Genomic DNA, 19384 nt, shown 5'->3' with positions numbered 1-19384 from the left:
GGCGTCATTTCCCCGGTGTCAGGAACGACCGGTCGGTCTCGCCGGTCACAAAATCGACGATCTGGCGCACATATTCGCTGTCGGCGTCCTCACTCAGCCGCTTCGCACGCTCCATGAACGTGCCCTCGCCCGAGGACAGCTCGCGAAACGCTGCCCGCAGCGCCGAGATATCGGCCCGCGACGCACCGCGCCGCTTGAGCCCCACCAGATTCAGCCCGTCCAACTCGCCGCGCGGCGCCTGCACCAGACCGTAGGGAATCACATCCTTAGCCACCATGGTCAGCGCGCCGATGATGGCACCCCGACCGACGCGCACCCACTGGTGCAGACCCGAGATGCCGCCCACGATCACGTCATCCTCGATGATGCAGTGCCCGGCAGCGCCAGCATGGTTCACCATGATCACCCGGTCCCCGATCTGCACGTCATGGGCCACATGACATCCCGCCATCAGCAGGCAGTCGTCACCGATCCGGGTGACACCACCGCCGCCCGCGGTGCCGGTGTTGACGGTCACATGCTCGCGGATACGGTTGCGCTTGCCGATTTCCAGCCGCGTGTCCTCGCCACCGAATTTTAGATCCTGCGGGATTTCACCGATCACCGAGAAATTGAAGATCACGGTGTCATCGCCAACTGATGTGTCACCCGTCACGACCACATGCGATTTCAACTCGACCTGGTCGCCCAGACGGACACGCGCCGCGACATAGCAGAACGGGCCGATGACGCAGCCCCGACCGATCTGCGCGCCCTCTTCGATGATTGCGCTGGGGTGAATTTGGCTCATGTCGTCTTTTCCATGTCCCAATCCACATAGGCCGAGAATTCCGCCTCGGCGGCCACGTCGCCTTCTACCGTGGCGCGGCCGCTGAACTTGAAAATCTTGCCGCCCTTCTTGCCGCGTACCGTTTCGACATGCATCTGCAGCACATCGCCGGGGATCACCTTGCGGCGGAATTTGCACTTGTCGATGTTCATGAAGTAGATCAGCAACTCGCTGTCGATGACATCCATGCCGACGCCCAGCATGACGCCGGCGGTCTGGGCCATCGCTTCGACGATGGTGACGCCCGGCATTATCGGGGTTCCGGGGAAATGGCCCTGGAAATGCGGCTCATTCATGGTCACGTTCTTGATGCCGACGGCCGACTGATAGCCGTTGATGTCGACCACTTTGTCGACCAGCAGAAACGGATAGCGGTGCGGCAGGATCCGCTGGATCAGCTGAATGTCGGCACTCTTGGTTTCCGAGGTCATCGTGCAGTTTTCCCGTTCTGGATGATGTTTCGTGGTGGATTAACAATCCCGCCCCGTCAGGGCAAGCATGGCTATTCCGTATCGCGGTTTTCCAAGCCCTTCCCGTCGCCGATGGCGGCGTCGATACGGGAAATGGCAAGGTCTGTGATATCGGTCGCGTTGGCGCTGAAAAACACGTTTGAGCGTTCCAGAATGACGCCGGCGCCAGTTTCCTGCATCAACCGGGCCAGCACCGGCTGAACCATTTCGAGAAACGCGCCGCGCGCCTCGTCCGTGCGGGCGGCCAGCGCATCCAGTTTGGCCTTTTGGCTCTCGCGGTGGGACTGCACCTTGGCGTCAAAGGCGTCAGCCAACGCTCGAAAGGCCGCGGGTTCCATTCCGGCGCGGCGCGCAGTCAACTCGCGTTCTTCCTTGCTCAGCTGGGCGATGATGCGTTCGTTTTCGGCGGCCAACACCGCGCCGTCGGCCTCGATCTCGTCTATCACACGGCGGCCAAAGGCGGATTCGGAAAACAGCCTATCGCTGGAGATGGTCAGGATCGCCCGCTGCGGCACGCCCAGTTGCTGCGACAACGCCTGCAGCGGCGCAAGCAGAGCCAGAATCACACACAGGGCCCGAAGTGGGCCCTGTGCGATCAGAAGACATCGGGCAGAATTCATCCGGTATCAGAACCTGGCCTGAATGGTCAGGTCAAAGTTCTGTTCCTGGTCGAACTCCTCTTTCTTGAGCGCTTTGGAGAAGTTGAAGCGCAGGGGACCAAAACCGGTGGTCCAGAGCAATGAAAACCCGATCACATGGCGCAGAGAACCGTCTTCGCCGAGGATGGTCCCGCCCGCGGTGTTCACATTGGACAGATCGTAAAGATTGCCTACGTCGTAGAACAGACCACCGCGCAATCCCAGTTCTTCGGGTAGGCCCAGGGGAAACTCCGCCTCGAGCCGCGCAACATAATAGTAGTTGCCTCCTATCGCGTCGTCCCGACCGCCCGAGCGATCACGCGGACCGATGCCGGCCGGTTCGAACCCGCGGAACGTGTTCGGCCCCAATACGAAGCGGTCGATGGTGCGGCTGAAATCATCGCCGGTCCAGGACAGAGCACCTAGTTCCAATGACGCGCGCAGCGTGACTTCTTCGTTCCAGACCCGGGTCTGCGCAATCGAACGCGCAGTGGTCTTGATGAACTCGTTGTCGCCGCCGAGCCCGGCTGCATCCACTCCGATCTCAAACAGCACACCCGCATTAGGGTTTAGACCGCTACGGCGGCTGTCGAACGTGTAGGACAGACCCAGCGAACTGGTCGAGCGTTTACCCTGCGCGATCTCCGAAGAAATGACAGCGCCGCTGGTGCTGTTGTCCCGCGCCTCCATCTCGCTGTCTTCCCAGTTGTAGCGCAGTTGAATCGAAGACTGCTCGCCAATGGCGTAAGTCAACGACGGGCTGAAGAACGCGCGTTTGACATCATAGGTAGCAAAGCTCGAATTCTGGTTCGACAGGCCCAGATCCAGGTCGAAGCGCAGGTCGCGCCCCAGCAGGTGCGGCTCCCCAAAGGACAGCACATATTGCTCGGAATCCTGCGCAGTCGACAGTGTCAAACCAAGACTCTGACCGCGTCCCAGGAAGTTCCTCTCCTGAAGCCCGATGGCGATACCGAACCCGTCCGAGACCGAGTAGCTGCCGCCAAGGCTGAGCGAGCCGGTGGGCTGCTCCTCGACATCCACATCGACGATGACCTGGCTGGGTGAAGACCCCTCACGGGTTTGCACATCGGCGGTCGAGAAGAAGCCCAATGCGCGGATGCGTTCCGCGCTTTGGCGGATTTCGCGCGGGTTGAAAGGATCGCCTTCCACCGTCGTGAACTGGCGTCGGATCACCTGGTCCAATGTGGTGGTGTTGCCCTCGATGTCGATCCGCTCGACAAAGATGCGTGGTCCTTTTACCAAGGCGAATTCGACATCCAGCGTCAAATCCCGGTCATTTCGGGTGACTCGCGGCTCGACCCGCAGAAAATCGATGCCCTGCTTGATACCCAGCCGCTCCTGACGGGCGATCGAGTTCTCGACAAGCGATGGCGAATACACCACGCCCCGCTTGATTTTAAGCGCTTCCTGGAACGGAGCCGGATCGACTCCGGGAATTTCACTGACGGTAGTGATATTTCCAAACGAGAATTGTTGCCCTTCAGTCACGTCCATGACCAGAAAGAACGCATCCCGCTCACGGGTAAATTCCACATTGGCACTGTTGACGCGAAAGTCGATATATCCGCGAGACAGGTAAAAGTCACGCAGCACCTGCTTGTCGAACTCGATCCGGTCGGCAATGAACGTATCAGAACGCACGAAGGCGCGCAGGAGGCCGGCTTGCTTGGTGTCCAGAATACGGCGCAAGCGACGGTCGGAATAAACCCGGTTGCCAACGAAACTGATCCGTTCGATTTCAATAGTATCGCCCTCGGCGATCTCGAATACTAGATCCACGCGGTTGTCGTTGCGCCGAATGATGCGGGGCACCACGGTGGCTGCCACACGCCCTTGCGCAGAGTAGATCTCTGCAATCAGATTGGCGTCTTTTTCAGCCTGCTCGGGTGTGAAGACCCGCCGCGACTCCGAACCGATAGCATCCTGCAGCACGTCGTCCTTGACCCGACGGTTGCCTTCGAAGCTGATCCGGCTGATCGTCGGATACTCAGTCACCGAGATCACCAGCGTTCCGCCGCGCGGCGTCAGTTCGACTGTCTCAAAAACACCACTGTCAAGTAGACGCTGGTAAGCGTCGTTGAGTTGCCCGGCAGTCACTTGTTGGCCGCGCACGATTCCCGTCCGCGCAATAATTGTCGAGCTTTCGATCCGCTGGTTGCCCTCGACCTGCACCGAATTGAAAGTGTAGGTCTGGGCCTGGGCCGCTGCGGGGGCAATCAGGAATACCGTTGCAAAGAAAAGGAAAAAAATCGCCGCCGCGCGCCACAAAATATGGCCATGCAAGGTGTTTCCACCGCAGGATGTGCCCGCGCCTCTCCTGTCAGTCATTTTATTTTCTACCCAGATTTTCAACAGACTTACTAGGCTGAGTAGCGGGATTACAGGAGCTTGTCAAAAGCACAAAACGCAACACGGCCCCTGGGGCCGTGCGCGTTCAAACAGGAGGGATCAGTGGGAATCAGAAACCGAAAACATAAGTCCATGCGGCCAAGGCAAGAGCGATGGTTCCCACGCTCAGCAAACGGTCCCAGTTCAACCGCAGAATAAGGCTCAGGCCAGAATAAGAATGTTGCAAGGCTTGCAGCATGTTGTACTCGTTCGTAGGTCCAATTCACACATTCATGATTAAGGCAAATTTACCCATCGATTGTGGCAAGACTTTGGCGGGATCTTGGCAACTCCCTCTGGGAATTGCCAAATTTCAGCAGAAAAGATCGTTGCTAAGAGAGAAGATCATAAGCGAGAGAATCAAGGTGATCCCCACCGCCATCAGCACCTTCAAAGCTCCGTCGCTCGGCGGTTTCCCTGTAACCGCTTCGTAGGCGTAAAACACCAAGTGCCCCCCATCCAGCGCCGGGATCGGGAACAGGTTCAGCATGCCGACGGCCGTTGACAGCACGGCAATGAACCAGATGAAATTCTGTGCCCCCTGACTGGCCATTGCGCCCGAGGTCTCGGCAATGCCGATGGGCCCCGAGATATTGCAGGTGCTGATCGCGCCGGTGATCATGTGCCAGATGCCCGACAGCGACCCTTCGATGATCCGCAGGGTTTGCGCCGCACCTCCGGACAGCGCGGTGCCCAGCCCGGTGCGTTCGGTCGCGGGGTCCAGCGCCATGCCGCCAACGATGCCGATCCGCCAATGGGTCACGAACCCGCCCTCAGCGCGCGGCTCATCCGTGCGGCGCGGTGCCAGCGCGAAATCGAGGGTCTGTCCGTCGCGCCAGATCTCCAGCAACAGGGCACGCCCGTCCGAGGACTCCACCTTGTCCTTGAGTTGCGCAAAGGCATAGATCGGCTCTCCGTCGATCGAGGTGATCACGTCGCCCGGGGCAAGCTGGATGTCCATCGCGGCGCTACGCGGGGCAACCTGCTGGATCAGCGGAGGAAACAGCCACGGGCCCCGCACTTGCATCTCCTGCCCGTCGCGCAACACGGTAAAGTCGAGTACCGGTTGTTCCGGCAGCGCGCGTACGAAATCGGACCAGTTCGAGCCTTCATCGAAATCCGGTGTGGCAACGCCCTCGATGGCTAGGATCTGATCGCCTTCCCGCAACTCCTGCACGTCGCCCGGCAACGGATGCAGCTTGCCGACGGTTAGTGGATCGCGGGCCTCACCCTCGACCATGAAGATCATGGCAAAGACCAGAATCGACAGGACGAAATTGAACACCGGCCCCGCCGCCACCGTCGCCGTCCGCGCCCAGAGCGGCGCGCCGTGCATAGTCCGGCGCAGGGCCTTGGGGTCAACCTCTTCGATCTCGGCCATGGCGTCCTCGTCCTTGCCCGAGGCCGCGTTGGCATCCCCCAGAAACTTGACATAGCCGCCAAAGGGCAGCGCCGCGACCTGCCAGCGGGTGCCGTACTTGTCCACGCGGCTCCACATCACCGGGCCGAAACCTAGCGAAAACACCTCGGCATGAATGCCCGACCAGCGGCCCACGATGTAGTGGCCGTATTCATGCACGGCCACGATCACTGACAACGCCACCACGAAGGCCAGAATCGTATAGATGAGGCCGCCAAATTGGGGGATCAGAGAAACGATATCCAAATTCTTATCCTGCTCGCTTGATCATTGCGTCATCCGCCCACTTACGTGCCAGATGGTCCGTTTCCGAAACGTTATCAAGGGTCATCGTTGCGTCGAGTAGCCCCGAACTGCCTTCGAACCGGTCAAGAACGGTCTCGACAATTGCAACCATGTCCAGAAATCCGGCCTTGCGCGCAATGAAAAGATCCAGCGCCCGCTCCTTGGCGGCGTTGAAAACCGCTCCCGCAAGACCGCCCCGCGCCATCACCTGACGAGCGAGACTAAGCGCCGGGTAGCGCGCCTCGTCCGGGGCGCGGAAATGCAGCTGTCCGAGCTGGGCCAAGTCCAACCGCTCGACCGGCAGATCGCGGCGGTCAGGCCAGTGCAGCGCGTAACCGATGGCGTGGCGCATATCGGGCGCGCCCAGATGCGCCATCAGTGCCCCGTCACGGAAGCCCACCAGCGCATGCACCATGGATTCCGGATGGACCAGCACCTCGATCTGCTCCGGCGAGACGCCGAAATATTCCCGAGTTTCAATGACCTCCAGCGCCTTGTTGAACATGGATGCGCTGTCGATGGTGATCCGCTGACCCATGTTCCAGTTGGGATGGCACGAGGCTTGTTCGACCGTCGCGTTGGCCAGATCCTCCAGCGGCCAGTCGCGAAAAGCACCGCCACTGGCGGTGATGACGATGCGCTCGACCGCCGCGATCTCTTCACCGACCAATGCCTGAAACACAGCCGAATGCTCACTGTCGACCGGTAGCAGCCGCGCTCCATGGGCCTCAGCGGTTTCAAGCACCAGCCTGCCCGCACAGACTAGCGTCTCCTTATTGGCCAGCGCCAGTGTCGCCCCTTGTTCCAGAGCCTCGAGCCCCGGGGCCAGCCCGGCAGCACCGACAATGGCCGACATGACCCAGTCGGCGGGACGCGATGCCGCCTCGGTCAGGGCCGCCTGCCCCGCCGCCACCTCGACCCCCGATCGGTCCAGCGCCGCGCGCAGCTCATCCAGCCGGTCCTCATAGGCGGTGACGGCCAGATCGGCCCCCAACCGCCGCGCATCCACCGCCAGTTGCGCGATATTCGCACCGCCGGTCAGTGCCACCACGTCATAGGCATCGGGATCGCGGGCAATCAGGTCGATCGTGTTCTGACCGATCGACCCGGTCGCGCCAAAAATCGAGACTTTGCGCATCACATCTCTCCGGGCGCGTAGACCAGTCCCGCGATCAGGACAAAGACCGCCGCCCCCATCATGCCATCGAACCGGTCCAGAAATCCGCCATGGCCCGGGATCAGGTTCGAACTGTCCTTGACGCCCAGCTTACGCTTGACCGCGCTCTCGGCAATGTCACCCGCCTGGCTGGCCATCGAGGCCAAGACCGATACTACCACGAACGGCACGCCGAATCCGGCCTGCATCGCAAATGCCGCGCCCACCAGCGCCGCAGCCACCCAGCCGCCTGCAGTACCGGCCCAAGTCTTCTTGGGACTGACCCGAGGCCAAAACTTGGGCCCGCCGATGGCTTTGCCAGCAAAATACCCCGCCACATCCGTGGCCACCACCACCGAGATCAGCCACAGCATCCAGCCGAACCCCATGGTCTCACGTATGGCAATAAAACCCAGCCCCGCCGCCGCGATCCAGAGCGCGAAAACGCCGTAAAGCATTCTGTGGCGGCTGACCTGCCCCGCGCCGACCAGCGCCGGCGCCACCAGGATCGGCAACCGGAAGATGGGCGGGACATGAAAGCTCAGCAGCACGGCGCACCCGGTCACCAGACCAAGCTGGACGGCAACACCCCGGAGGGAGGGGTCGATCATCCGTACCAGTTCCCAAATCATCAGGGCACAGGCGATGGCGATGAAGGTTTCGAACCACAGCCCGCCCAGCCAGACTTCGACCGCACCGATGGCAATCAGCACAACAGCCGAGAGCATCCGCGCTGCAAGATCCGACCAACGGCCTTCGCTCATGCCTTGACCGCTCCGAACCGCCGGTCACGGGCGCCGAAATTCTTGCACAGCCGCTCCAGTTCGGCGGCGGTGAAATCCGGCCAGAGCGTGTCGATGAACTCGTACTCCGCATAAGCCGACTGCCACAGCAAAAAGTTCGATATCCGCGCCTCGCCGCTGGTGCGGATCACCAGATCCGGGTCCGGCAGAACCCGGGTGTCGAGGTATTTCGGCAGCGTCTCCTCATCGACATCTTCCGGCTTGAGCTTGCCCTCGGCCACATCCCTCGCCAACCGCTTGGTGGCCCGCGCCACCTCGTCCCGGGCACCGTAATTCAGCGCGATGGTCAGGTTGACGCCGATATTGTCCTTGGTCTGGTCTTCCAATGTGTCCATCAGCGAGACCAGCTTGTGATCCAGCCGCACCCGATCGCCAATGAACCGCACCCGGACGCCCTTGGCGTGCAAGGCGCGGGTTTCCTTGGCGATATAGCGGCGGAACAGGCTCATCAACCCGGCCACCTCGACTTGAGTGCGTTTCCAGTTCTCGGTCGAAAAGGCGAATATTGTCAGATATTTGACCCCGAGGTCCGGGCAGGCCTCAACCACTTCGCGGACGCGCCTGGCCCCGGCATGATGGCCGAACAGGCGTGGGCGCCCGCGGGCCTGCGCCCAACGGCCATTGCCATCCATGATGATGGCGACGTGACGTGGGCCGACGGGCGGTTCCGTATTGGGGTCCTTTGGCATACCTGCCGCTCAGACCTGCATGATTTCGGCTTGCTTGGTCTCAAGCGCCTCGTCGACGGATTTGATCATGGTGTCGGTCAGATCCTGCACCTCGGATTCCCAGAGCTTCTGGTCATCCTCGGACATGGCGCCGTCATTCTTGCCCTTCTTGATCTGGTCCATCCCGTCGCGGCGCACGTTTCGGATGGCGACGCGGGCATGTTCGGCGTATTGCCCGGCCACCTTGGTCAGCTCGCGGCGGCGCTCTTCGTTCAGCTCGGGGATCGGCAGCATGATGATGGTGCCGTTGGTTTGCGGGTTGATGCCCAGCCCGCTTTCGCGGATCGCCTTTTCCACCTTGCCCACCAGGGACTTGTCCCAGACATTGACAGTGACCATGCGCGGCTCGGGCACGTTTACGGTGCCGACCTGGTTGATCGGTGTCATCGCGCCATAAGCATCGACCATCACCGGCTCGAGCATCGAGGCCGAGGCACGGCCGGTGCGCAAGGACGCGAATTCGGTTCTGAGGTTTGCCATTGCGCCGTCCATCCGGCGCTGGAGATCATCTGTGTCCAGGTCGAAATCGTCAGACATTCTGCTCACTCCCCATAGTCAGGTGCTGTTCGGATGGGTCATAAGCCATCGGAAATGGGATGTATAGCAATCTTGGCGGGGATTTGCCGCAAAGGCGAGGCCCGTTCTGCACAAGGCCATGATTTTCTTTGACTTGGGCCCGCCGTGCTGGGCGAGCCCTGTCGTGGGCGCAACCCCTTCAGGCGTTCACATCCACCACCACACGGCCCTTGACCTGACCCTGTAGAATGTCGACGCCCAGTTGCGGCAGATCGCTGAGCGTCGCGGGCTGGATCATCGCCTCGAGCTTGTCCATCGGCAGGTCTTTCGCGATGCGCTGCCAGGCCCGCACCCGGTTGTCATAGGGCTGCATCACGCTGTCGATGCCCAGAAGGTTCACCCCCCGCAACAGGAACGGGATAACGGTGGCCGGCAGCGCCGCGCCGCCAGCCAGCCCCACGGCAGCAACGGAACAGCCGTATTTCATCTGCCCCAGCACTCGCGCCAGCATCGCGCCTCCCACGGCGTCAACACAACCCGCCCAGTTTTCGCTTTCCAGCGGACGCTTGACGGTTTCGTTTAGCTCTTCCCGCGCCACGATCCGGGTTGCCCCAAGCGAGGTGAGGTAATTCGCAGTCTCGGGTCGCCCGGTGACCGCCGCCACCTGATAGCCCCGCTTGCCCAGAATTGCGGTCGCAACGGACCCGACGCCGCCCGCGGCACCGGTGACGAGAACCGGGCCGTGATCAGGCTCCAACCCGTGATCCTCCAACGCCATCACCGCCAGCATCGCGGTCAGCCCCGCGGTGCCTACCGCCATCGCCTGCCGCGTGCTCAGCCCCTCAGGCAGCGGCACCAGCCAGTCCGCCAGCACATTGGCCTTTTGCGAATAGCCCCCCCAGTGGGCCTCGCCCACACGCCAACCGGTCAGCACCACCTTGTCGCCGGGCTTGTAGCGCACGTCCGAGGATGCCTCGACGGTCCCCGCAAAATCGATCCCCGGTACATGCGGATACTTGCGCACCAACCCTCCACCGCTGGAACTCAGGCACAGCCCGTCCTTGTAGTTCACCGTCGAATACTCGACCGCAACGGTCACCTCACCATTGGGCAGCGCATCCTCACCGATCTGCTGCACCGAGGCACTGGCCTTGCCACTTTCCTCATCCTTTTCAACCACCAACGCGTTGAACATAATGTCTCTCCTTCGCTGCGGGCAATTGGCCCGGCCTCTTCATCTTTTTCCAAATACTCCCGCCGGAGGCGTCCCGACGGCACCGCACTTACCGCCAGAACCGCTCCTGCACCACGGCCCGCCGCATACCATGTTCCGTCTCGATCTCGATCCGCGTGCCGGGCGCCCAATGTGACCGTTCCACCATGCCGATAGCCACATTAACACCGAACTCGGGCGAAAACGCTGCCGAGGCCACCTGCCCGACCTCTCTTCCCTCGGACAGCAAAGGCCAGGATCCTGTGCAGGGCCCGATCTCTCCCTCGACTACGATGGGCCGGATCTGACGCTCCGGGCCACCCGCCTCGATCTGCTCGCGCAGCGCCCGTCCGCCAAAGCAATGACCCAGCTGATTTGCGCTGACATAACGATCCAGACCGCATTCCAACGGCGTGTTGTCTCGCGTCATGTCCGAGCCATAGCTCAGCAACCCACTCTCGATCCGCTCAATATTGTTCGGACAGCCCGCGCGCACGTTCAGATCCTCACCGGCGGCAAACAGCGCCGACCACAGCTCCATCCCGTGTTCACTGCCTTCCACGTAAATCTCGAACCCGCCCTGCTTCGACCAGCCCGAACGCGCCACGATCCAGTTCTGCCCACCAAAGGTCAGGCGTTTGCAGCCGAAGAACCGGATCTCACGCACCGTGTCGCCGAACACCCGCGCCATCAGATCCTCGGCCTTGGGCCCTTGCACTGCCAGCGGTGAGACATCCGGCTCACACACCTCGGCATCAAACCCGCCGGTCCCGGCAATCGCCAGAACCCACAGCAACAGATCGCTGTCCGCAATCGACACCCAATAGGTATCCGGTCCCGCCTGCAACGCCACAGGATCGTTGATCATCCCGCCACCCTGATCGGTGATCGGGACATAGAGGCACCGATCCGGCGACAGCCGGGCCAAATCGCGCGGTGTCAGGATCTGTAACAGCCGCCGTGCATCCGGCCCCTTGATCTGCACCTGCCGCTCGCAGGACACGTCCCAGACCTGCACATGTCGCTTCAGATGCGCGCAGTCCGCCTCGACGCTTTCGAAAAAGGTGGGCAGTAGCATGTGGTTATAGACCGTGTAGCCACCGACCCCTGCCGCCTCCACGCCCACCGAAAACGGCGTCTTGCGCACACGGCGGTTGGGAGAGATGACGGCCATCTCACACATCCTCAGGCATGAAGAACAAATCACTTACCGGTGCCTTCGATCCGGTTTCGGTCAGCATCTTGTGGATCTGGCCCCGGTGATGGGTCTGGTGGTTGAACATTTGCACCACCAGCATCGCCACAGGCTTGCTGACCTCACGCCCCGCCGCACCCGAGAACCAGGTCATCTCCCCGGTCAGCGCCGCGTCGCTCAAACCGTCTGCCCAGCGGGCAATCCGGTCATCCATCTCACGCCGCGCAGGCAGCCACTCTGCCAGATCGTTGTGCAGCGCGGCGCTGTGGGGTATTCCGCCCTCAGGACCCGGCCCGCCGTCAAAGCGCGACATCCAGATGGCATCGCCCCACAGCAGATGGTTCGCTGTTCCAAGGATCGAGCCAAAGAAAGCCCCCCGGTCGCGGGCCAGCTCCTCTGCACTCAAAGCCTCAAGAAAGCCCGTCAACTGACTGTTTTGCCAGCGGTTATAGCGGGCCATCTGCTGTGCATAGACCGCCGTGATCATCAGCGTGGACCGTGCCAGTCGATCTGACAGATCTCGGCGGACCGGCCATCGAAATCCCACACCCGGCCAAAGGCGCGCACCCGGCCCTTGCTGGCGGTGGCCACGGTGATATCCGGCCCCATCCAGTATTCGGTGTTCGAGATCACGATATCGCTGTCCTTATCCTTGCCCTCGACCGGGAACACCGTGCCTTGGATCTTGCGGCCCACGGTGATGTGGCGGTTCTTGCCGTCATTGACATAAGTGACCGGCTGCCGCTCGGCGCCCAGAAACTCGCCCACCAGAACCGAGAACAACCCGGTGGTGCCCCGCGCCTGGCCTGAGAAGATCTTCACCAGCCCCTCGTAGGCGGCGTGACTGGCGCGGTCGTCTATGAACACCGCTGCCTTCCAGTTGCCACGCGACATCATGCCGGGGATCTCGATCAGCAGACCAATATTGAGCCCCGACAGATCCTCATCGCCATAGTGCCCGCTGTCGATGCGCACCCCGCCCCAAGTCTGGCAATGTCCCTCGGTCGGCGGGTGCTTACCCAGCGAGACCACACAGGGGCAGAACACCGTGCAGTTGCAGTTCAGAACCAGTTCACCCTTGATCGCCCAGGGCGTCAGGCCCGGGTCCTTGCGCTCGGCGGCCGGGTGGCGGCTGTCGAGCTTTTCGGCCACTTCCAGACGGTCGCTTGCCATGTCTCAATCCTCCTCAGATCAGTCCGAACCCCACCAGCGCCGAAGCCGCAATCAGCAGCCCCCCAAGCGGTCGGGTAATGTATTGCCCCAGATCGGGCAGTTTCTCGAAAACCATGATGGCGGTGGCCAGCCCCATGAAGGCCAGGTTCATCACGCCGCCCACAAAGGCCAGCAGCATCAGCGCCCAGCAGCAGCCCAGACAGACCAACCCCAGCCGCACCCCGTTGCGCCACGCCCCCTCGTCCCAATGGGACATGAAGAACATCATCGGCGAGCGGCATTTGTCTAGGCATGCATCCTTGAGCGCCGAAAACTGATAGAGCCCCGCCCCCGCCAGCAGCAACGCCGAGAGCCACGTCACACCGCTCTGCCCCAAAGGGTCAAGCAGACCGGCCTGAAACAGCCACATCTGCGCCAGTGCCGCCATGACAGAAAACCCCAACCAGACCGCCATGTAGCCGCCCAGCAGCCGCCCCATGCTGGTGGCGGCTCCGGTCTGGCCAAGTTCTTCGTAAGTCGCCAGCGCGGGCAGTACGGTCGGCGCCATCATCGCAGCCGACATCAACACCCACATCAGGATCATGCGCGCCAGCCCCGCCGCATCCGGCGTCACGATGCACAGGCTGGCCCAGAACTCGGCCCCATAAACCGCCCCGAACTGGCGCAGCTCAGCCGGAACCGCCATCAGATAAAGTGCGCCCCAAGCGGCAGCGATCCCTGCGAACAGGGTCAGCCAATGCGGCGCCGACATGGCTCTGATGCGGTCTGACAGCATGGCTCTCCCTTTCCTCATGCCCGACTCATCCCTTGCTTTTCAAATGTCAGACTTTTAAATGTCAGACAAATAAAAAATGACGCGCACATGAAAATCGACCCCAAAAGCTCCGCCGACCTGTCGGCCCAAATCGCGCAAGCGATCAAGGACGCCATCGTCGAGGGCCGCCTGATCGTCGACGAACGCTTGCCGTCCGAGGCCGAACTGGCCGATCAGTTCCAAGTTTCCCGCCCCACCGTGCGCGAGGCGCTCAAGCGGCTGGCGGCGCAATCCCTGATCCGCACCCAGCGCGGCGCCTTTGGCGGCGCCTTCGTCAACCGGCTGAGTTTCGAGGACGCCTATTCCCAGCAGATTACCACATCCACGCTGCTGCTTTCGATGAACGCGGTTAGCTTCGACACCGCCTGCGAAGCACGGTTCGCACTGGAACGCGCCTGCGCGCCGCTGTCAGCCGAACGCCGGACACCCGACCACCTCGCCACCATGCGCGCCGAGATCGTGCGCCAGAACCAGCCGGGCCTGACCGATGAGGCCTTCTGCGCCTCGGACGTGGCCTTTCACCGGGCGCTGGTCGACGGCGCGGGCAACCCGGTGCTGTCCTACCAGCTTGCGGGCGCGGTCGAGGCGATGCAACCGCTAATGAACATGATCACCTTCACCGCCCGCTCGCGTGAGGCCATCGTGGCCCTGCACACCCGCATCGCCGACGCGATCGAGGCCCGCGATGCCACCGCCGCCGATGCCGCGCTGGCAGAGCTGACCGCCTACACGTTGACGCTCAAGGACGACGTGATGGCCGCCCGCGCGGCGCGCGACAAAAGCTGACCTTGCGCCCGGCGCGCGCTTGAGGCTCTCTGCACCCAAAACCCGACAAGGAGCCCCCGATGCGCCCCACCGATCACCTGCGCGCGCTGGCCACCGAGGACTGGCACGCCGCAACCAATCATGCCTTCTGCTCTGAACTGGCCGAGGGCACCCTGCCGCTCGACAAGATGCGCTGGTATCTGGCGCAGGATTACCAGTTCATCGACGGTTTCGTCCGCCTGCTGGCCAGCGCCATCGCCCACGCGCCCACGCTCGCCGACAGCGTCCCGGCGGCGCAGTTCCTGGCAGTGATCACCGGCCCCGAGAACACCTATTTCCTGCGCTCCTTCGACGCGCTGGACATGGACGGGGCGGCGCAAAACCCGGATCCCGCCCCTGCCACCCGGGATTTTCAGGCTCTGATGGCCGAGGCCGCCGCCTCGGGCCAGTACGAGTTGATGCTGGCGGTCTTGGTGGTAGCCGAATGGACATATCTCAGCTGGGCCACGCCGGTGCACCCACCGCGCGCCGATCTGCCGTTTTACTTCGCCGAGTGGATCACCCTGCATGCGGGCGAAGGTTTCGAAAGCGTGGTTGAGTACCTGCGAAGCCAACTCGACAAACTCTGGCCGACGCTCAGCCCGTACGCGCAGAAAGAAGTCGAAACCCTGTTCCTGCGCGCCGTCGCTTTGGAACGCGCCTTTTTCGACGCGGCCTATGATGCGTGACTTGCCCCCGCCCTGCCCTAACTGACTTCGGCAGAAGGAGACCCGCATGACCCCAACCCTGAACATGATCGCAGCGCTGCTTACCATCGGCTTCGGCCTCTTCGGCTTTCTCGCACCGGCGTTCACCGCAACAGTCCTGGATCTGGCGCCCACCAACAGCACGATGGGCTACAGCGAAATGCGGGCCTCGGTCGGCGGGCTCTTCGTGGTCACCGGGTTGGCGGTGCTGATCCTTGGCCACCCGATGGCCTATGCGATGCTGGGCTTTGCCTATGGCGGCGCGGCGCTGGGCAGGGCGGTGTCGCTTGCGCTCGACTCGCCGCCCCTGACCAAAGTGCTGGTCTTTGGCGGGATCGAGGCCGCGCTGGCCCTATGGCTCATCCTCGCCAACCTGCCCCGCAACGCCTGACCGCCCGCTTCTTCTTGCCAAAAATAGGCATTCGCCCCTTTGCAAGCCGCGCCGCGCAAGATTATATAGAACCTGTCCTTCGGGACTATGGACATAAACGCGCTCGTAATAAACGGATCGGACCCGGGGGCGGTACCCGGCGGCTCCACCAACCATCCTTCGTTTGGGGATCATGGGGCCGAAATAGGATCGACGGACGTCTAAAGGGGTTAGCTTTGTCTCGGCGGGGTGCCACCGTATCGGCCCGAACAGTACAATTGCAAACGACAATCGTGCTCCGGTTGCAGTTGCTGCGTAAGCAGTAACAAGACCGAAATCTAAGCCCTTGCGCCTAGCCGCGTAAGGCGGGGTCCGCAGGTACCTGGCAACAGAAACCTGCATTTTCCCGATATGCACATGTTTTTTATCTGCCCTGTGCACGCGTTCAGGATTCGTTCACCCTTGTGAGTCATCCTCCGATCAGCAAGGACGGAGACCTGACATGACGAAATCCGAGGTGTTGAAGGAATGGTATGCCCAGGTCTGGGAACAGGGGAATACCGACGTGATCGGCCAGTATTTCGATCCCGATACAATGGCCGAGGGGCTGATCCCCGAAATGCAGGTGGGCCCGGACGATTTCCGCGATCTGGTGACCGCGTTCCGTTATATTCTGGGCGAGATCCGGGTTGAGCTGCCGAAGATCATCGAGGATGGCGACTGGCTGTCGGCGATCCTGCATGTCCACACCTCACGCGCCGACAATGGCGCTCCGATCGAGGTCAGCGGACAGGTCATGGCCCGGTTTCGCGACGGCAAGATGGTTGAGGCTTATAACCAGTTCGATTTCATCTCGTTCTTCGAACAACTGGGGCAACTGCCGCAGGACACCCTGCCCGTCTGCATGACCGGCCAGCGGCTGGACTGGGCCTGAGACCGGATCCGGGGCAAGCTATCCGAGCTCCCGGCACATTGACCCCTCGTGCCCATCCACGCTATTTGTTTCGCAGGGGGTCATTCTGCGAACACCCCGTGAGGCGTCAGCCCAAGTTTCGCATGTATCCAGTATTGCAAGGACACATGCCATGGCTGCTCCCAATGCGATTACCGCACCGCAACTGCTCCGCCTGATCGGTACACCACAGGCCCCGATCATCGTCGATATCTGCATCGACCCGAATTTCGAGGCGGACCCCCATCTGATCCCCGGTTCGTTCCGGCATCCGCACACCGACATTGACGGGCTGCGCCTCCGCATCGGCGACCGGACCTGCGTCATCGTCTGCCAAAAGGGCAAGAAGCTGAGCCAGGGCGTCGCCGCCTGGCTGCGCAGTGATGGGGTGCAGGCGGAATATCTCGACGGCGGCATGTTCGCCTGGCGCGATCATCCGGGCGCGCCGCGCATCCCCTTTGCGGCACTGCCGAAGCCGGTCGAGGGCCATACCCTCTGGGTCACCCGCCACCGCCCCAAGATCGACCGCATCGCCTGCCCGTGGCTGATCCGTCGCTTCGTCGATCCGGACGCGCGGTTTCTGTTCGTTTCTCCCTCGGAAGTCATGGACGTCGCCGACCGGTTCGGCGCCACTCCGTTCGATGTCGAGGACACGTTCTGGAGCCATCGCGGCGCGCTTTGCACCTTCGATACAATGCTGGATGAGTTCGGCCTGAGAACCGAAGCGCTGGATCGCCTGTCACAGGTCGTGCGCGGTGCCGATACCGACCGGCACGATCTGGCACCCGAGGCGGCGGGCCTGCTGGCGGTTTCGGTGGGCCTGTCGCGTCAATATCGCGACGATCACCAGCAGTTGGAGGCCGGACTGCATCTCTACGATGCCTTCTACCGCTGGGCGCGGGACCGGTTTGATGAAGGTCATGACTGGCCGGCGGACAGACGCAAATGAACCCGTCCTATTCCGACCTGTTCCGCGTCTTCGGCCGCATCGGCGTGATGTCCTTTGGCGGCCCGGCGGCCCAGATCTCGCTGATGCACCGTGAACTGGTGGACGAGCGTCCGTGGCTGGACGAGCAGACCTATCTGCGCGCCCTGTCGCTCTGCATGCTGCTGCCGGGACCAGAGGCGATGCAACTGGCCACCTATGCCGGCTGGCGCCTGCGCGGCGTGCCCGGCGGGCTAATCGCGGGTGGGCTTTTCGTGCTGCCCGGCGCTCTGATCATCGCTATTCTGGTCGGCCTCTACGCCAGCTTCGGCACCTTACCGCTGGTCCAATCGGCCTTTCTGGGCGTCAAAGCCACGGTGATCGTCATCGTGCTGCTGGCGCTGCGCAACCTGTCGCGCAAGGCCCTGACAGGTGGTAGCGCCTGGGCCATCGCGGGCCTCGCCTTTGTCGCAATCTATGCCCTGAACCTGCCCTTCCCGTTGATCATCGCGGCGGCGGCCGCCTGGGGGTACATCACCTCGGACAAAACCGCCGCAGAGATCCCGCCTCGGCCCACGAAGAACCACCCCTTGCGCACGGCGGCCCTGTGGCTCAGCCTGTGGCTGGTGCCACTAGCCGCTCTGACACTCATCGGGCAACAATTGCTGAGCGACCTCGGCTGGTTCTTCGCCCGCCTTGCCGTGGTGACCTTTGGCGGTGCTTACGCGGTGCTGGCCTACATGACCCAGACCGTGGTCGGGCAATACCAGTGGATCACCACTGACCAGATGATCGACGCGCTGGGTCTGGCCGAGACCACGCCGGGACCATTGATTCTGGTCACCCAGTTCGTGGCGATGCTGAGCGGCCAGATTTCCGGTGGCATCCCGCTTGCGCTGGCGGCGGGCGTGGTGGCGCTCTGGGCCACCTTCGTACCCTGCTTTCTGTGGATCTTCCTCGCCGCCCCCTATCTGGAGCAGATCGCGGCCCGCCCTCGCCTTGACGCCGCACTGCGCGCAATCACCGCAGCCGTCGTCGGCGTGATCCTGAACCTGTCGATCTGGTTTGCCCTCAACGTCCTGTTCCAGGGAATTTCCGTCTGGACCGCCGGTCCGGTCCGAATTCCGCTGCCCGATTTCGCCACTCTGAACGTGGAGGCCCTTGCCCTGACCCTGCTTGCCGCAGCGCTCATGCTGGGTGCCAAATTCGGTTTCGCAGCAACTTTGATCCTGATGGCGCTGGCCGGAACACTCAGCCATCTTGTCTGAGCGAATTAAACCGCAGGTGGTCTTTTGTTTCCGGTCGAATCCCTTATGCTGAGGGCAAGAATTTTCGAGGAACTGCAATGTCGCGAGACATCGATTACGGAAACCTCATGCACACCGCGATGCGGGGGTTGATCAAGACCGTTCTGGCGGATGTGGCCACGAACGGCTTGCCGGGTGCGCACCATTTCTTCGTCACCTTCGACACTCGCCAGCCCGGCGTGCAGATGGCCGAGTGGCTGACTGATCGGTATCCGGGCGAGATGACCATCGTGATGCAGCACTGGTTCGAAAACCTGATCGTGGGTGAGGATGGATTCTCGATCACCCTGAATTTTGGCGACGCACCCGAGCCGCTTTATATCCCTTACGCGGCGATCCTGACTTTCGTCGACCCGTCGGTCGAATTCGGCCTGCGGTTCGAGACCGCCGAGGACGAGGATGAGGACGAAATCGCCCACATCCCCTCAGAGCCGGAGCCGGAGGATGAGCCGCAGGTGCAGCCGCAACAGGATGCGGACGTGGTTTCGCTGGACAGTTTCCGCAAGTAAACGCGCCGGAACGACCGGATCAGGACCCGCCCTGCGCGGGTCCCACAGCACTTTGCTAAATACCTGAATCACTTAACGCTGCCTGAAATCATAGATTTCAACGCGTTAAAGCATCCCGCCGAAAACTTGAATCGGGGGATTCCCAAATGGTTGTCAGTGTG

General features: G+C 62.1%; 21 protein-coding genes and 1 other RNA gene. 8 read left to right on the top strand and 14 right to left on the bottom strand.

What is annotated here, in order from left to right; genetic code table 11:
- Positions 1-4: 4 nt before the first annotated feature.
- The 14 genes from lpxA to GOX53_RS11025 form a co-directional block, all read right to left on the bottom strand.
- Entirely contained in the window at positions 5-790 is a 786-nt protein-coding gene (gene lpxA, locus GOX53_RS11090) for an acyl-ACP--UDP-N-acetylglucosamine O-acyltransferase (RefSeq protein WP_171176262.1), read from the bottom strand.
- Positions 787-1260, bottom strand: a complete 474-nt coding sequence (gene fabZ / locus GOX53_RS11085) for a 3-hydroxyacyl-ACP dehydratase FabZ (RefSeq protein WP_171176260.1) — start codon at positions 1258-1260, stop codon at positions 787-789. Before fabZ ends, lpxA begins: the two co-directional genes overlap by 4 nt.
- Positions 1261-1331: 71 nt before the next feature.
- The gene (locus GOX53_RS11080; RefSeq protein WP_371810282.1) at positions 1332-1865 is read right to left on the bottom strand and encodes an OmpH family outer membrane protein; all 534 of its coding nucleotides are present in this window, start codon (positions 1863-1865) and stop codon (positions 1332-1334) included.
- A 60-nt stretch (positions 1866-1925) separates the two neighbouring features.
- Positions 1926-4286 (bottom strand): outer membrane protein assembly factor BamA, encoded by a 2361-nt coding sequence (gene bamA, locus GOX53_RS11075; RefSeq protein ID WP_171176256.1) that lies wholly within the window; start codon positions 4284-4286, stop codon positions 1926-1928.
- A gap of 373 nt (positions 4287-4659) precedes the next feature.
- Positions 4660-6012, bottom strand: coding sequence for an RIP metalloprotease RseP (rseP, locus tag GOX53_RS11070; protein WP_171176254.1), 1353 nt, complete (start codon positions 6010-6012; stop codon positions 4660-4662).
- 4 nt (positions 6013-6016) lie between these two features.
- Positions 6017-7189 carry a 1-deoxy-D-xylulose-5-phosphate reductoisomerase gene (dxr, locus tag GOX53_RS11065; protein WP_171176253.1) on the bottom strand — a complete coding sequence of 391 codons (1173 nt, stop codon included), beginning with the start codon at positions 7187-7189 and terminating at the stop codon, positions 6017-6019.
- Complete coding sequence (locus GOX53_RS11060; protein ID WP_171176251.1) at positions 7189-7971, bottom strand: phosphatidate cytidylyltransferase; 783 nt, start codon at positions 7969-7971, stop codon at positions 7189-7191. Before GOX53_RS11060 ends, dxr begins: the two co-directional genes overlap by 1 nt.
- The gene (locus tag GOX53_RS11055) at positions 7968-8699 is read right to left on the bottom strand and encodes an isoprenyl transferase (protein WP_171176249.1); all 732 of its coding nucleotides are present in this window, start codon (positions 8697-8699) and stop codon (positions 7968-7970) included. Before GOX53_RS11055 ends, GOX53_RS11060 begins: the two co-directional genes overlap by 4 nt.
- Before the next feature lie 9 nt (positions 8700-8708).
- Positions 8709-9275, bottom strand: coding sequence for a ribosome recycling factor (gene frr / locus GOX53_RS11050; protein WP_171176247.1), 567 nt, complete (start codon positions 9273-9275; stop codon positions 8709-8711).
- A 178-nt stretch (positions 9276-9453) separates the two neighbouring features.
- On the bottom strand, positions 9454-10449 hold the full coding sequence (acuI, locus tag GOX53_RS11045; protein WP_171176246.1) for an acryloyl-CoA reductase: 996 nt from the start codon (positions 10447-10449) through the stop codon (positions 9454-9456).
- Positions 10450-10537: 88 nt separating this feature from the next.
- Entirely contained in the window at positions 10538-11641 is a 1104-nt protein-coding gene (locus GOX53_RS11040; protein ID WP_171176245.1) for a dimethylsulfoniopropionate demethylase, read from the bottom strand.
- 1 nt (position 11642) lies between these two features.
- Positions 11643-12149 carry a DinB family protein gene (locus GOX53_RS11035; protein WP_171176244.1) on the bottom strand — a complete coding sequence of 169 codons (507 nt, stop codon included), beginning with the start codon at positions 12147-12149 and terminating at the stop codon, positions 11643-11645.
- Positions 12149-12835, bottom strand: coding sequence for a DUF1326 domain-containing protein (locus GOX53_RS11030; protein ID WP_171176243.1), 687 nt, complete (start codon positions 12833-12835; stop codon positions 12149-12151). Before GOX53_RS11030 ends, GOX53_RS11035 begins: the two co-directional genes overlap by 1 nt.
- A 13-nt stretch (positions 12836-12848) precedes the next feature.
- Positions 12849-13586: a DUF2182 domain-containing protein gene (locus GOX53_RS11025; RefSeq protein WP_171176719.1), complete on the bottom strand. Its 738-nt coding sequence runs from the start codon at positions 13584-13586 to the stop codon at positions 12849-12851.
- Positions 13587-13697: 111 nt separating this feature from the next.
- Here GOX53_RS11025 and GOX53_RS11020 point away from each other — a divergent pair, with 111 nt between their 5' ends.
- From GOX53_RS11020 to GOX53_RS10985, 8 genes are all read left to right on the top strand, one after another.
- Complete coding sequence (locus GOX53_RS11020; protein ID WP_171176242.1) at positions 13698-14435, top strand: FadR/GntR family transcriptional regulator; 738 nt, start codon at positions 13698-13700, stop codon at positions 14433-14435.
- 59 nt (positions 14436-14494) lie between these two features.
- On the top strand, positions 14495-15142 hold the full coding sequence (locus tag GOX53_RS11015) for a TenA family protein (protein ID WP_171176241.1): 648 nt from the start codon (positions 14495-14497) through the stop codon (positions 15140-15142).
- A gap of 46 nt (positions 15143-15188) precedes the next feature.
- Entirely contained in the window at positions 15189-15551 is a 363-nt protein-coding gene (locus GOX53_RS11010; RefSeq protein ID WP_171176240.1) for a DUF4345 family protein, read from the top strand.
- A 35-nt stretch (positions 15552-15586) separates the two neighbouring features.
- Positions 15587-15933, top strand: a transfer-messenger RNA (tmRNA) gene (gene ssrA, locus GOX53_RS11005).
- 99 nt (positions 15934-16032) lie between these two features.
- Positions 16033-16464 (top strand): ester cyclase, encoded by a 432-nt coding sequence (locus GOX53_RS11000; RefSeq protein WP_171176239.1) that lies wholly within the window; start codon positions 16033-16035, stop codon positions 16462-16464.
- A gap of 151 nt (positions 16465-16615) precedes the next feature.
- Positions 16616-17431 carry a sulfurtransferase/chromate resistance protein gene (locus GOX53_RS10995; protein ID WP_171176238.1) on the top strand — a complete coding sequence of 272 codons (816 nt, stop codon included), beginning with the start codon at positions 16616-16618 and terminating at the stop codon, positions 17429-17431.
- Positions 17428-18675: a chromate efflux transporter gene (gene chrA, locus GOX53_RS10990; protein ID WP_171176237.1), complete on the top strand. Its 1248-nt coding sequence runs from the start codon at positions 17428-17430 to the stop codon at positions 18673-18675. Before GOX53_RS10995 ends, chrA begins: the two co-directional genes overlap by 4 nt.
- Positions 18676-18752: 77 nt before the next feature.
- Positions 18753-19223 (top strand): SspB family protein, encoded by a 471-nt coding sequence (locus GOX53_RS10985; protein ID WP_171176235.1) that lies wholly within the window; start codon positions 18753-18755, stop codon positions 19221-19223.
- The last annotated feature ends 161 nt before the right edge of the window (positions 19224-19384 follow it).

This window comes from Ruegeria sp. HKCCD8929 (assembly GCF_013031405.1).
Classification (GTDB): domain Bacteria; phylum Pseudomonadota; class Alphaproteobacteria; order Rhodobacterales; family Rhodobacteraceae; genus Ruegeria.
The sequence above is the reverse complement of the archived record's forward strand: the minus strand, read 5'-3'. Positions and strand labels throughout refer to the sequence as shown.

Coding starts and splice junctions, on each gene's coding strand:
- GOX53_RS11010 (WP_171176240.1), top strand. CDS start 15,189: ATGACCCCAACCCTGAACATGATCGCAGCGCTGCTTACCATCGGCTTC.
- acuI (WP_171176246.1), bottom strand. CDS start 10,449: ATGTTCAACGCGTTGGTGGTTGAAAAGGATGAGGAAAGTGGCAAGGCC.
- bamA (WP_171176256.1), bottom strand. CDS start 4,286: ATGACTGACAGGAGAGGCGCGGGCACATCCTGCGGTGGAAACACCTTG.
- frr (WP_171176247.1), bottom strand. CDS start 9,275: ATGTCTGACGATTTCGACCTGGACACAGATGATCTCCAGCGCCGGATG.
- GOX53_RS10995 (WP_171176238.1), top strand. CDS start 16,616: ATGGCTGCTCCCAATGCGATTACCGCACCGCAACTGCTCCGCCTGATC.
- GOX53_RS11035 (WP_171176244.1), bottom strand. CDS start 12,149: ATGATCACGGCGGTCTATGCACAGCAGATGGCCCGCTATAACCGCTGG.
- GOX53_RS11000 (WP_171176239.1), top strand. CDS start 16,033: ATGACGAAATCCGAGGTGTTGAAGGAATGGTATGCCCAGGTCTGGGAA.
- GOX53_RS11020 (WP_171176242.1), top strand. CDS start 13,698: ATGAAAATCGACCCCAAAAGCTCCGCCGACCTGTCGGCCCAAATCGCG.
- dxr (WP_171176253.1), bottom strand. CDS start 7,189: ATGCGCAAAGTCTCGATTTTTGGCGCGACCGGGTCGATCGGTCAGAAC.
- fabZ (WP_171176260.1), bottom strand. CDS start 1,260: ATGACCTCGGAAACCAAGAGTGCCGACATTCAGCTGATCCAGCGGATC.
- GOX53_RS11025 (WP_171176719.1), bottom strand. CDS start 13,586: ATGTCGGCGCCGCATTGGCTGACCCTGTTCGCAGGGATCGCTGCCGCT.
- GOX53_RS11030 (WP_171176243.1), bottom strand. CDS start 12,835: ATGGCAAGCGACCGTCTGGAAGTGGCCGAAAAGCTCGACAGCCGCCAC.
- GOX53_RS11015 (WP_171176241.1), top strand. CDS start 14,495: ATGCGCCCCACCGATCACCTGCGCGCGCTGGCCACCGAGGACTGGCAC.
- GOX53_RS11060 (WP_171176251.1), bottom strand. CDS start 7,971: ATGAGCGAAGGCCGTTGGTCGGATCTTGCAGCGCGGATGCTCTCGGCT.
- lpxA (WP_171176262.1), bottom strand. CDS start 790: ATGAGCCAAATTCACCCCAGCGCAATCATCGAAGAGGGCGCGCAGATC.
- GOX53_RS10985 (WP_171176235.1), top strand. CDS start 18,753: ATGTCGCGAGACATCGATTACGGAAACCTCATGCACACCGCGATGCGG.
- chrA (WP_171176237.1), top strand. CDS start 17,428: ATGAACCCGTCCTATTCCGACCTGTTCCGCGTCTTCGGCCGCATCGGC.
- GOX53_RS11040 (WP_171176245.1), bottom strand. CDS start 11,641: ATGGCCGTCATCTCTCCCAACCGCCGTGTGCGCAAGACGCCGTTTTCG.
- GOX53_RS11055 (WP_171176249.1), bottom strand. CDS start 8,699: ATGCCAAAGGACCCCAATACGGAACCGCCCGTCGGCCCACGTCACGTC.